The sequence below is a fragment of the Niallia sp. FSL R7-0271 genome, assembly GCF_038005785.1.
Taxonomy (GTDB): Bacteria; Bacillota; Bacilli; order Bacillales; family Cytobacillaceae; genus Niallia.
This window is the reverse complement of the sequence record NZ_JBBOTZ010000001.1, coordinates 3258514-3271469: the sequence shown is the minus strand read 5'-3', so window position 1 is coordinate 3271469 and position 12956 is coordinate 3258514. Positions and strand designations below refer to the sequence as shown.

The window sequence follows — 12956 nt, the reverse complement described above, 5'->3', positions numbered from 1 at the left end:
GAATGAGCATGGGTGCGAGTGTGGTGAACGAGCCGCAAGTTGTTATTATTACAGGTATGTCTGGGGCTGGTAAAACAGTGGCCATACAAAGCTTTGAGGACTTAGGGTTTTTCTGTGTAGACAACTTGCCGCCTACTCTTTTGCCAAAGTTTCTTGAACTTATGAAGGAATCAGAGAATAAGATGAATAAGGTTGCCCTTGTGATGGATTTGCGGGGCAGAGAGTTTTTTGACAATTTATTCAGTGCATTGGATGATTTGGCAAAATCCTGGGTAGTGCCGAAAGTGCTCTTTCTGGATGCAGATGACAGCACTTTAGTCAGAAGATATAAGGAAACAAGAAGATCGCATCCTCTTGCACCCTCAGGCCTTCCCCTTGAAGGAATTGAAATGGAGCGAGAATTGCTTGAGGAGCTAAAAGGCAGAGCACAAATCATTTACAATACATCGAAAAGCTCTCCAAGAGAATTGCGAGAAAAAATATTAATGGAGTTTTCAGCGAATAAAGATACGATTTTTACGGTGAATGTCATGAGCTTCGGCTTTAAGCATGGCATCCCGATTGATGCTGATTTAGTATTTGATGTTCGTTTCTTACCAAACCCTCATTACGTTGAGCATATGAGACCAAAAACAGGATTAGATGCTGATGTGTCCAGCTATGTATTGAAATGGACAGAAACAGGCCAATTTCTTGAAAAAGTCATTGATCTGCTTACCTTTATGCTTCCGCAGTATAAAAGGGAAGGGAAGTCCCAACTCGTTGTAGCAATTGGCTGCACTGGCGGCCAGCATCGTTCTGTTGCCTTATCGGAGTATATTGGCAAACATTTCGAAGGTGATTATCATGTCGAAATAACTCATCGTGACATGGAGAGGAGAAAGGACCAAAAAGCATGAATGAAGTGGAGCATCCGAGAATTGTAATTATCGGTGGCGGCACCGGCTTGTCTGTCCTTGTGAGAGGATTAAAGAAGTATCCTTTGGACATTACAGCTATTGTCACTGTTGCAGATGATGGAGGAAGTTCGGGCCGGCTGCGTGATGATTTGGACATTCCTGCACCAGGTGATATTAGAAATGTACTGGCTGCATTATCCGATGTCGAACCGTTGGTGGAGGAAATGTTTCAGCACCGGTTTTCGAACAGCAAGGATTTAAATGGACACTCTTTAGGCAACTTGATTATTGCAGCGATGACATCGATTACTGGTAATTTCACCTATGCCATTCAGGAAATGAGCAAAGTGCTTAATGTGCGCGGAAAAGTATTGCCGGCTACAAGCCACAGTGTAGTTTTAAATGCAAGAATGGAAGATGGTTCAATCGTTACAGGTGAGTCAAGAATTCCCGAGAGCGGGAAGAAAATAAAAGAGGTGTTTTTAACACCGGAACATGCGACGCCGCTGCCTGAAGCAATTCAGGCAATCCGTCATGCAGACTTGATTGTGATTGGACCGGGAAGTCTTTATACGAGCATCCTTCCAAATCTTGTTGTGCCTGAAATAAGCAGGGAAATCATGACAGCAGCTGCAAAGAAAGTTTATATTTGCAACATCATGACACAAGCCGGCGAAACTCTTGATTACTCAGCGAGCGATCATGTTAAGGCTATTTATGAGCATATGCCAGAGCCTTTTTTAAACACAATATTGGTAAATAAAGAAAATATCCCAGCGAACGTTCTGGAACGGTATAATGAAGAGAAAGCAAAACCTGTCTTTTTTGATACAGAGAAATTAGAGAAGCTTGGACTAGAAGTCATTCTTGGAGAAATTATCAGCCTGGAGGAAAAGGTCATCCGCCATAACACGTTGGAAGTGGCGAAAATCCTCTATTCTATGCTTGATCCAGAACTGAAAGCCGATCAATAACAGGGAATAGGGTTTGCGTTTTAAAATGGGGGTGAAGGTATGTCTTTCGCTTCAGAGACGAAAAAAGAATTAACGACTATTGAAGTTAAAGATTGCTGCGGCAGGGCAGAGCTGTCTGCCCTGATCCAGATGAATGGCACTTTATCCTTTTCCAACCAAAAGCTGGTGGTGGACATTCAGACAGAAAATGCCGCGATTGCAAGAAGAATATATACACTCATCAAAAAGTATTTCGACATACCTGTCGAGCTGTTGGTGAGAAAGAAGATGCGACTCAAAAAAAACAATGTGTATATTGTAAGACTTTCCACGAAAGCGAAGGAAATTTTGGAAAGCTTGAGCATTTTAACAGAGGGCTTTATGTTTACACATGAAATTGCAGAAGACCTTGTTAAGAAAAAATGCTGCAAACGCTCCTATTTGAGAGGGGCCTTTCTTGCGGGAGGCTCTGTCAATAACCCGGAAACATCCTCCTATCATTTGGAAATAACATCACTTTACAAAGAGCATATTGTTGCATTGAGCAATCTGATGAATACTTTCGATTTAAACAGCAAAGTGCTGGAGAGAAAGAAAGGCTTCATCACATATTTGAAAGAAGCGGAAAAAATTACAGAATTCCTAAATATCATCGGTGCTCACGGAGCTTTGCTTCGCTTTGAGGATATCCGGATTGTCAGGGATATGAGAAATTCTGTTAACAGGCTTGTTAACTGTGAGACTGCCAACCTGAACAAAACAATTGGCGCCGCATTGAGACAGGTGGAAAATATCCGCTTTATTGAACGGACGGTTGGACTTCAAGTGCTCCCAGACAGGCTGCGTGAAATTGCCGAGCTGAGAGTAGCTTATCAGGATGTGACTTTAAAGGAGCTTGGCGAAATGGTTTCCTCCGGGAATATCAGTAAATCCGGTATTAACCACAGGCTGAGAAAAATAGATGAAATTGCTGATGCGCTACGCAGAGGAGAACAAGTATAATAAGTATAGAGGGATAATATATCTTAAAACTTTAAGTTGTAAGGGTATATTATCCTCCTTGTATATTTTAAATCGGGGAGGAGATTTCAGGTGGTAGAAAGAGATATTAAAGTAACATTGAAATCAGGCTTACAAGCAAGACCTGCAGCGATATTTGTTCAAGAAGCGACAAACTATGTTTCTGAAGTTTATATTGAGAAAGAAGGAAGAAGAGTAAACGCGAAGAGTATCATGGGAATTATGGGCCTGGCGATACACTCAGGTGCGGACATTAAACTTATTATTGATGGCAGCGATGAATTGGAAGCGCTTAAAACATTAGAAAAATTATTATAAAAACACCTCGCGCTTTATTGCGAGGTGTTCCTTTTTTTATTATTTATCTTTTTTGTCTGACAGTTCATTGCGAGTGATAATATTGTCAATTAAACCATACTCTTTCGCTCTTTCTGCTGTCATGAAATTATCACGCTCTGTGTCTTTTGCGATAATATCGATTGGCTGGCCAGTACGCTCTGCAAGGATACCATTCAGCTTGTCACGCAAGAACAGGATGCGTTTTGCAGCAATTTCGATTTCTGTAGCTTGACCTTGTGCTCCGCCAAGTGGCTGATGAATCATAACTTCAGCGTTTGGAAGGGCATAACGTTTGCCTTTTTCACCAGCTGCAAGCAAGAAAGCACCCATAGAAGCAGCCATACCGATGCAGATTGTTTGTACATTCGGCTTGATGAACTGCATTGTGTCATAAATAGCCATCCCGGCAGTAATGCTACCGCCAGGGCTGTTAATGTATAGGGAAACGTCCTTTTCAGGATTTTCAGCATCTAGGAACAAGAGCTGTGAAACGATAGAGTTAGCAACATTATCGTCAATCGCACTTCCAAGCATGATGATGCGGTCTTTTAACAGACGGGAATAAATATCATAAGCGCGTTCCCCTCTATTCGTTTGTTCGATAACTGTAGGGATTAAGTTCATAAAAAAATCCTCCTTTAAAAATAAATTTTGCTTTATAAGTATGTGTTTCTTCAGTAGTGAAATAAATTCATTACTGTATGTAATCCTAATGATACACGGATGGTCAATTAAGGTCAAACGTTTACGTTCGGATAAGGCAAAATATCCTTCGACACTTTATGTCACTGTCATTCCATTCATGTTTTTACAATAAGATTTTATCCTTACCATGATACCCAGACTGGATATTTTTAAACAATTATTCCTTGCATTAAAGCGAAACATATCATATAATCAAAACGTTCTTTAAAAAATTCTGCCCTCGTGGTGTAATGGATAGCACGCAAGATTCCGGTTCTTGAAATAGGGGTTCGATTCCCTTCGAGGGCGCTATTTGAAAAAAAGACTGTTGACAATCTCTTTATGGGCTTTTCGACAGTCTTTTTTTGTTTGAATTCCTTTGAGAGTGAGGATATAGAATTCCGCTCCTATTACGGGGACAAGCTATCTAACCATTTCTAAATCTTTATCCTTTTTTGCTGCTGTTCCTGTTTATATAGAATGAAAGCAATGAAAACGTGATGAAATTCACATGCGGACCATCTTCGAATTTTCGTCAAATTTCTTGAAAAATGGACGTTTATAAGTTGAATTTGCTATTCGCTGGTGATAGAATGAGTTTGTAGCAGGAAATGATTTTTTTTGGAGATTGTGGGACATAATATGTCTATGCGGGACTTCAAATGACCACTGTAAGTGAAGGGGCACCAAGAATGAATTCATTTATCGAGATTCAAAAAAGATTATTGCCTGATTTACTCGTAATTATGCAAAAAAGATATTACATTCTTCATCACATCAGCAATATGCAGCCTGTCGGCAGAAGAAGCTTGGCGGGAAGCCTTGGATTGACGGAACGAGTGCTCAGGAGCGAAGTGGAGTTCTTAAAAGATCAGAAGCTTATACATATTACGAACATTGGCATGACACTCACTCCAATTGGCGAAGAAACTTTGGAAAGTCTTTCTAGTGTAATGAGGGAAGTAACGGGTATTAACGAAATGGAGAAAGAGCTTGAAAAGAAGCTGCATATCAAAAGGGTGATTATTGTAGCTGGAGACAGCGATCATTCTCCATGGTTGAAAAAAGAACTGGGACTTGCAACAGCTAATAGTATGAAATCACTATTAAAAGGCAATAATATCATCGCAGTTAATGGTGGAACCACGATGGCTGCAGTGGCAGAGATGCTTACGCCTAACATAGTGGACGGTGAATGGCTGTTTGTTCCGGCGCGTGGCGGCATTGGGGAAGATGTTAAAAACCAGGCCAATACGATCTGTTCCATGATGGCTGATCGCACAGACAGCAAGCATCGTGTCCTGTATGCTCCTGATGAAGTGAGCAAGGAGATGTACAAAAGCATTGTCAAAGATGCCCGCATCAATGAAGTTTTACAGTTGATTAAATCAGCTAGCCTGCTTATTCATGGAATTGGAGATGCCATTACAATGGCAGAACGCCGCAGTACAAGTGCAAGTGACCTGGAAAAAATCGTGCAGGCAAATGCTGTCGGTGAAGCATTTGGTTATTACTTTAATGAAGACGGAGAGGTTGTCCATAAGGTTCAGACGATCGGCCTTAGACTTGAAAATCTTTCTACTGTTCCAAATGTAATCGCAGTTGCCGGAGGATCGTCAAAATCAAAGGCTATTAGAGCCTATTTAAAAAAAGCGCCACCCTCTACCATTCTGATCACAGATGAAGGAGCGGCAAAAAACTTGATATAATGGGAAATCCCTTTATATATAATTATCTCTAAATTTAGAGGAGGAAATAATAATGACAGTAAAAGTTGGTATTAACGGATTTGGACGTATCGGACGTTTAGCATTCAGAAAAATCATGGAAAACCCAGAATTGGAAGTAGTGGCTATCAATGATTTAACTGATACTAAAATGCTGGCACATCTTTTAAAATATGATTCATCTCAAGGTACTTTCCAAGGTGAAATCGAAGTACACGAAGGTTACTTCCTAGTAAACGGTAAAAAAGTAGTAACTACTGCTGAAAGAAACCCAGCTGACCTTAAATGGGGCGAGCTTAACGTAGATACAGTTATCGAATCTACTGGTTTCTTCACAACTAAAGAAAGTGCTGAAGCTCATATCCAAGCTGGCGCTAAAAACGTTGTTATCTCTGCACCTGCAACTGGTGAAATGAAAACAATCGTTTACAACGTAAACCATGACATTCTTGATGGTACTGAAACAGTTATCTCTGGTGCTTCTTGTACTACAAACTGCCTAGCTCCAATGGCAAAAGCACTTCAAGACAACTTCGGTATCGTTGAAGGACTAATGACAACTATCCATGCTTACACTGGAGATCAAAACACTCTTGACGCTCCACATCCAAAAGGTGACTTCCGCCGCGCTCGTGCTGCTGCAGAAAACATCATCCCTAACTCAACTGGTGCTGCTAAAGCTATCGGTCTAGTATTGCCAGAACTTAACGGTAAATTAGACGGAGCTGCACAACGTGTACCTGTTAAAACTGGTTCATTAACTGAGCTTGTAACAGTTCTTGACAAAAAAGTAACAGTTGAAGAAGTTAACGCAGCAATGAAAGCAGCTGCTGACGAGTCTTACGGTTACACTGAAGACGAAATCGTTTCTTCTGACATCATCGGAATCAGCTATGGTTCATTGTTCGATGCAACTCAAACTAAAGTTATGACAGTTGGCGACAAGCAATTGGTTAAAACTGTTGCTTGGTATGACAACGAAATGTCTTACACAAACCAACTTGTAAGAACAGTTAAACACTTTGCACAATTAGCTACAAAATAATTTTGTTAAGCTAAAGCCCTTAATCAAACAGCGGAAACAGCTTTGTTTCCGCTCTTTTAAAAATAGCTTTGCAATCTTTAGTGGATACGGATTAAAAGCTTAAAATAATGCAAGTGGAGGGTCTCATTTAATGAACAAGAAAACGATTCGCGATATCGATTTAAAAGGCAAAAAAGTATTTGTTCGTGTTGACTTCAACGTTCCGATGAAGGATCAAAAAATCACGGATGAAACAAGAATTCAAGCAGCACTACCAACTATTAACGAGTTAGTAGAAAAAGGTGCTATCGTAATTTTAGCAAGTCACTTAGGCCGTCCAAATGGTGAAGTGGTAGAAGAATTGCGTTTAACTCCAGTTGCTGCACGTCTTTCTGAGCTACTTGGCAAAAATGTTGTAAAAACAGATGAGTCTTATGGTGAAGCTGTTAAAGCTGAAATCAGCAAGCTGTCTGAAGGCGATGTGCTATTGCTTGAAAACGTACGTTTCAATGCTGGTGAAGAGAAAAACGATGCAGAACTAGCAAAAAGCTATGCTGAACTAGCTGATGTATTTGTAAACGATGCATTTGGTGCAGCACACCGTGCACATGCTTCAACTGAAGGTATTGCACACCATATCCCAGCTGTATCTGGTCTATTAATGGAAAAAGAGCTTGATGTATTAGGAAAAGCACTTTCAAATCCAGACCGTCCATTCACAGCTATCGTCGGTGGAGCTAAAGTAAAAGACAAAATCGGCGTAATCGATAACCTTCTTGATAAAGTAGATAACTTGATCATCGGTGGCGGATTAGCTTATACATTCGTAAAAGCACTTGGCCATGAAATCGGATTGTCTCTTCTTGAAGAAGATAAAATCGAACTAGCGAAATCTTATATGGAAAAAGCGAAAGAAAAAGGTGTTAAATTCTACATGCCTGTAGATGTAACAGTTGCAGACGACTTCTCTAACGATGCTAACACACAAACTGTTTCCATCGAAGAAATCCCTTCTGATTGGGAAGCGTTGGACATCGGTCCAAAAACAAGAGAAATCTATGCAGATGTTATCAAAAACTCTAAATTGGTTATCTGGAACGGACCAATGGGTGTGTTTGAATTAGATACATTTGCTAAAGGAACAAAAGCAGTAGCAACAGCTCTTGCTGAATCACAAGATACATACTCTGTCATCGGTGGTGGAGATTCTGCAGCAGCAGTTGAGAAGTTTGACCTTGCAAACAAAATGAGCCATATTTCAACAGGTGGCGGTGCTTCGTTGGAATTCATGGAAGGCAAAGAACTTCCAGGTGTAGTAGCTCTTAACGATAAATAATAATTAACCAAGCATGAAAGGATGTTATACATGCGCAAACCTATTATCGCTGGAAACTGGAAGATGAACAAAACACTTCCTGAAGCAGTGGACTTTATCCAAGAAATTAAAGAATCAATTCCTTCTAGTGAACAGGTTGATGCAGTAGTTGTCGCTCCTGCTCTATTCATCGGTCAATTAGTAGAATTGACTGACGGCACAGAAGTGAAAATTGGTGCACAAAACATGCACTTCGAAAAAAATGGAGCTTTCACAGGTGAAATCAGCCCTGTAGCTTTGGAAAACATCGGTGCTAAATACGTTGTCCTTGGACACTCTGAACGCCGTGAGTTCTTCAATGAAACAGACGAAGCTGTTAACAAAAAAACGATTGCAGCATTTGAAAACAACTTAACTCCAATCGTTTGCTGTGGTGAAACGCTTGAGCAAAGAGAAAACGGCGAAACAAACGAATTCGTTGCTTCTCAAGTTTCAAAAGCTCTAGCTGGTCTTACAGATGAGCAAGCTAAAGCAACAGTTGTAGCTTATGAGCCAATCTGGGCAATCGGAACAGGCAAATCTTCTACATCAGCTGATGCTAATGAAGTTTGCGCACATATCCGTAAAACAGTAAGCGAACAGTTTTCTCCAGAAGTGGCAGAAAGCATCCGCATTCAATACGGCGGCAGCGTTAAGCCTGAGAACATCAAAGAATATATGGCACAGCCTGATATCGATGGTGCTCTTGTAGGAGGAGCTAGCTTAGAAGCACAAAGCTTCCTGCAATTATTGGAGGAAGGTAAGGCATGAGTAAATCTCCTGTAGCATTGATCATTTTGGATGGCTTTGCATTGAGAGACGAACGTATGGGAAATGCTGTTGCTCAAGCAAAAAAGCCAAACTTTGATAAATACTGGAATCAATATCCTCACACAACACTTGTTGCGAGCGGTGAAGATGTAGGTCTTCCAGAAGGACAAATGGGTAACTCTGAAGTTGGCCATTTGAACATTGGAGCAGGACGTATTGTTTACCAAAGCTTGACAAGAGTGAATGTGGCAATCAGAGAAGGTCAGTTCGCTAAGAACGAAACTTTCGTAAATGCCATCAAGCATGTGAAGGAAAAAGGCAAGAATCTTCATCTGTTCGGTCTTTTATCAGATGGAGGAGTTCACAGCCATATTGAACATATGTATGCCCTTCTTCGCCTTGCAAAAGACGAGGGTGTAAAAAATGTATATATTCACGGAATTCTAGACGGCCGAGACGTCGGTCAAAAGACTGCGGAAAAATACATTATGGCTACACAAGAAAAAATAGAAGAATACGGTGTAGGTGAATTTGCGACAATCTCAGGACGCTACTATTCTATGGATAGAGATAAGCGCTGGGACCGTGTTGAAAAATCCTACCGTGCAATGGCCTATGGTGAAGGACCTAGCTACTCCAACCCATTGGATGTTGTAGAAGATAACTACAGAAACGGTATCTTTGACGAATTCGTACTTCCGTCTGTTATTACTAAAGAAGACGGTAAGCCGGTTGCAACCATTCAAGACGAAGATGCAGTAATTTTCTATAACTTCCGTCCAGACCGTGCAATCCAAATCTCTAATGTATTCACAAATGAGGACTTCCGTTCATTCGATCGCGGAGAAAATCATCCGAAAGATTTATATTTCGTATGCTTAACTCATTTCAGTGAAACAGTAAAAGGGTATGTTGCTTTCAAGCCAACAAACTTGGATAACACATTAGGTGAAGTTATTTCCCAAAATGGATTAACTCAGCTCCGCATTGCGGAAACGGAAAAATACCCACACGTAACGTTCTTCATGAGCGGTGGACGTGAAGCGGAATTCCCTGGTGAAAAGCGTATTTTGATCAACTCTCCTAAAGTTGCAACATACGACTTGCAGCCAGAAATGAGCGCTTATGAAGTGACAGATGCACTTCTAAAAGAGATTGAAGCAGATAATTTTGATGCTATCATCTTAAACTTTGCAAACCCTGATATGGTTGGGCACTCCGGAATGCTTGAACCTACTATCAAGGCTATCGAGACTGTTGATGAATGCTTAGGCAAAATCATCACACTGATTGAAGAAAAAGGCGGCAAAGCTATCATTACAGCAGACCATGGTAACTCAGATGAAGTGGTAACACTTGATGGAAAACCAATGACTGCACATACAACAAACCCTGTGCCTGTCATTGTGACAGTGCCTGGTGTCGAGCTTCAAGAAGGAAAGCTTGGAGATTTGGCTCCAACTATGCTTGAGTTATTAGGACTTGAACAACCAGCAGAAATGACTGGTACATCTATCATTAAAAAATAATTGATTTATTAAAAGGAGAGAATTTATTATGCCATACATTCAACATGTATATGCTCGCGAAGTATTAGACTCACGCGGTAACCCAACAGTAGAAGTAGAAGTTTTAACAGAATCAGGTTTCTTCGGTCGTGCACTTGTTCCATCTGGTGCATCAACTGGTGAATACGAAGCAGTAGAATTGCGTGACGGCGACAAATCACGCTACCTTGGCAAAGGTGTTCTTAAAGCAGTAGAAAACGTAAACGAAGTTATCGCTGAAGCTATCATCGGTATGGACGTTACTGACCAAGCTGGAATCGACAGAACTATGATCGAGCTTGACGGAACTGAAAACAAAGGTAAATTAGGTGCTAACGCTATCCTTGGTGTATCTATGGCTGCAGCTCACGCTGCTTCTGAAGTTGTTGGTCTTCCATTGTACCGTTACCTTGGCGGATTCAATGCTAAGCAATTGCCAACTCCAATGATGAACATCATCAACGGTGGTTCTCACGCTGACAACAACGTGGACTTCCAAGAGTTCATGATCTTGCCAGTAGGTGCTCCAACATTCAAAGAAGCATTGCGTTATGGTGCTGAAGTGTTCCATGCACTTAAATCAGTTCTATCTGCAAAAGGCTTGAACACAGCTGTAGGTGACGAAGGTGGATTCGCTCCAAACCTTGGTTCAAACCGTGAAGCTCTTGAAGTTATCATCGAAGCAATCAAAAAAGCTGGCTATGAGCCTGGTAAAGACATCTTGCTTGGAATGGACGTTGCTTCTTCTGAGTTCTACAACAAAGAAACTGGTAAATACGATCTTGCTGGAGAAGGCCGCACTGGCTTAACTTCTGAAGAGCTAGTATCTTTCTACGAAGAGCTAGTTAACGAATTCCCAATCATCTCTATTGAAGATGGTCTTGACGAAAACGACTGGGAAGGTCACAAATTGTTGACTGACCGCATCGGTTCTAAAGTACAATTGGTTGGTGACGATCTATTCGTTACAAACACTAAAAAATTGGCTGAAGGTATCGAAAAAGGAATTGCTAACTCAATCCTTATCAAAGTTAACCAAATCGGTACTTTGACTGAAACTTTCGAAGCTATCGAAATGGCTAAACGTGCAGGTTACACTGCAGTAGTATCTCACCGTTCTGGTGAAACAGAAGATGCAACAATCGCTGACATCGCTGTTGCTACTAACGCTGGCCAAATCAAAACTGGTTCACTTTCTCGTACAGACCGTATTGCTAAGTACAACCAACTTCTTCGCATCGAAGACGAGCTTGGCGACCTAGCTGTATACGATGGTCTTAAATCTTTCTACAACCTTACTAAATAAGGTTTGAACTTCAAGCACCTGACATTTTTGTGTCAGGTGCTTTTTTGTTGCCACAACTTGGATAAAACCGTTGTAATGCTATTGTGGGACAAGATAAATTATGGTACATTAAGAGTAATGTATGTTCGTTTTAATGGAGGTGCTTGTATGTTACACACAATCTTATTAACATTACTGATTATTGTTGCTCTTGCTCTTATTGTAGTAGTGCTTCTGCAATCAGGAAAAAGTGCAGGTCTATCCGGGGCCATTTCAGGTGGGGCAGAACAGCTTTTCGGTAAACAAAAAGCTCGCGGTTTAGACTTAATACTTCATAATACAACAATCGTACTGTCAATTTTGTTCTTTGCTTTAACGATTGCAGTCAGCTATTTCGATATTTAATAGCTGAACGGTATAGATGAAAAACCTGGCCGGATGCGGTCAGGTTTTTTTTCTGCAAGAGGGGCTTTGGAATCTTTTTGCTGGATTCTTATCCTTTTTTCTGCCTAAAATAGGATGAGATTTACTAAAAAGAAAATCAGCTATACATATGTTAATCCGATGGAAATGGGAAAAGATAAGGCAAGGAGTGTTTTTAAAATGAAATTAGTGGAACAAAAGCCGTTGTATTTTGAAGGAAGTAATAAACGTGCTGTATTGCTGCTGCACGGCTTCACAGGCAACACATCAGATGTAAGAATGCTTGGACGCTATTTGAATACTAAAGGATACAGCTGCTATATTCCGTTGTATAAAGGCCATGGAGTGCCGCCAGAGGACCTTGTGCAGTATGGGCCAGAAGATTGGTGGAAAGATGTTCAGGCAGGCTATAATTTCTTGAAAGAAAAAGGTTATGAAGAAATTGCAGTGGGCGGACTTTCTCTAGGCGGGGTATTTTCTCTTAAGTTAGGTTACACTGTACCTGTAAAGGGTATCGTAACAATGTGTTCTCCAATGTATATTAAAAGCGAAGAAGTCATGTATGAGGGCGTCCTTGAATATGCTCGTAACTATAAGGTTAGGGAAGGAAAATCGGAGGAAGTCATTGAACAAGAAATGGCAGAATTCGCCCCGATGAATACGTTAAAAGAGCTGCAAGGCTTGATTGCAGATGTCCGTCAATCAGTGGATTTAATTTATTCCCCTGTTTTTGTTATACAAGCAAGACATGACCACATGATTAATACAGATAGTGCAAATATTATCTATAATGAAGTGGAAAGTGATGATAAAGAGATCAAATGGTATGAGAATTCTGGCCATGTTATTACACATGATAAAGAAAAGGACGAGGTTTTTGAGGACTTCTACCAGTTTATTGATCGATTAGATTGGATTAATTAATTAAAA

The 12956-nt window shown here is 40.6% G+C and carries 13 protein-coding genes and 1 tRNA gene; 13 read left to right on the top strand and 1 reads right to left on the bottom strand.

Annotation, left to right across the window (positions count from 1 at the left end):
• The first annotated feature begins 2 nt into the window (after positions 1 to 2).
• From rapZ to MKX82_RS16720, 4 genes are all read left to right on the top strand, one after another.
• A complete protein-coding gene (gene rapZ, locus MKX82_RS16735; RefSeq protein WP_233316612.1) occupies positions 3 to 899 on the top strand; it encodes an RNase adapter RapZ in 897 nt (298 codons plus the stop codon).
• The gene (locus MKX82_RS16730; RefSeq protein WP_233316611.1) at positions 896 to 1873 is read left to right on the top strand and encodes a gluconeogenesis factor YvcK family protein; all 978 of its coding nucleotides are present in this window, start codon (positions 896 to 898) and stop codon (positions 1871 to 1873) included. Before rapZ ends, MKX82_RS16730 begins: the two co-directional genes overlap by 4 nt.
• Positions 1874 to 1912: 39 nt before the next feature.
• Entirely contained in the window at positions 1913 to 2854 is a 942-nt protein-coding gene (gene whiA / locus MKX82_RS16725) for a DNA-binding protein WhiA (protein WP_341078585.1), read from the top strand.
• 90 nt (positions 2855 to 2944) lie between these two features.
• On the top strand, positions 2945 to 3190 hold the full coding sequence (locus MKX82_RS16720; RefSeq protein ID WP_233316609.1) for an HPr family phosphocarrier protein: 246 nt from the start codon (positions 2945 to 2947) through the stop codon (positions 3188 to 3190).
• A gap of 39 nt (positions 3191 to 3229) precedes the next feature.
• Here MKX82_RS16720 and clpP read toward each other — a convergent pair whose 3' ends face one another.
• Positions 3230 to 3835 carry an ATP-dependent Clp endopeptidase proteolytic subunit ClpP gene (gene clpP, locus MKX82_RS16715; protein WP_233316608.1) on the bottom strand — a complete coding sequence of 202 codons (606 nt, stop codon included), beginning with the start codon at positions 3833 to 3835 and terminating at the stop codon, positions 3230 to 3232.
• Between the two features lie 297 nt (positions 3836 to 4132).
• Between clpP and MKX82_RS16710 the strand changes: the two genes are divergently transcribed.
• The 9 genes from MKX82_RS16710 to MKX82_RS16670 all read left to right on the top strand — a co-directional run bounded on the left by MKX82_RS16710 (position 4133) and on the right by MKX82_RS16670 (position 12950).
• A tRNA-Arg gene (locus MKX82_RS16710) sits at positions 4133 to 4204 on the top strand.
• Between the two features lie 383 nt (positions 4205 to 4587).
• Positions 4588 to 5604, top strand: coding sequence for a sugar-binding transcriptional regulator (locus MKX82_RS16705; protein WP_233316607.1), 1017 nt, complete (start codon positions 4588 to 4590; stop codon positions 5602 to 5604).
• Between the two features lie 52 nt (positions 5605 to 5656).
• Positions 5657 to 6667, top strand: coding sequence for a type I glyceraldehyde-3-phosphate dehydrogenase (gap, locus tag MKX82_RS16700; protein ID WP_127738140.1), 1011 nt, complete (start codon positions 5657 to 5659; stop codon positions 6665 to 6667).
• Positions 6668 to 6797: 130 nt separating this feature from the next.
• Positions 6798 to 7982 (top strand): phosphoglycerate kinase, encoded by a 1185-nt coding sequence (locus tag MKX82_RS16695; protein ID WP_233316606.1) that lies wholly within the window; start codon positions 6798 to 6800, stop codon positions 7980 to 7982.
• Positions 7983 to 8012: 30 nt separating this feature from the next.
• Positions 8013 to 8771 (top strand): triose-phosphate isomerase, encoded by a 759-nt coding sequence (gene tpiA / locus MKX82_RS16690; protein WP_233316605.1) that lies wholly within the window; start codon positions 8013 to 8015, stop codon positions 8769 to 8771.
• Complete coding sequence (gene gpmI / locus MKX82_RS16685) at positions 8768 to 10300, top strand: 2,3-bisphosphoglycerate-independent phosphoglycerate mutase (protein WP_341078576.1); 1533 nt, start codon at positions 8768 to 8770, stop codon at positions 10298 to 10300. Before tpiA ends, gpmI begins: the two co-directional genes overlap by 4 nt.
• Positions 10301 to 10328: 28 nt before the next feature.
• Entirely contained in the window at positions 10329 to 11624 is a 1296-nt protein-coding gene (gene eno / locus MKX82_RS16680) for a phosphopyruvate hydratase (RefSeq protein WP_233316603.1), read from the top strand.
• A 147-nt stretch (positions 11625 to 11771) separates the two neighbouring features.
• Positions 11772 to 12008 (top strand): preprotein translocase subunit SecG, encoded by a 237-nt coding sequence (gene secG, locus MKX82_RS16675; RefSeq protein WP_233316602.1) that lies wholly within the window; start codon positions 11772 to 11774, stop codon positions 12006 to 12008.
• A 198-nt stretch (positions 12009 to 12206) separates the two neighbouring features.
• Positions 12207 to 12950, top strand: coding sequence for an alpha/beta hydrolase (locus MKX82_RS16670; protein ID WP_233316601.1), 744 nt, complete (start codon positions 12207 to 12209; stop codon positions 12948 to 12950).
• Positions 12951 to 12956 lie beyond the last annotated feature (6 nt).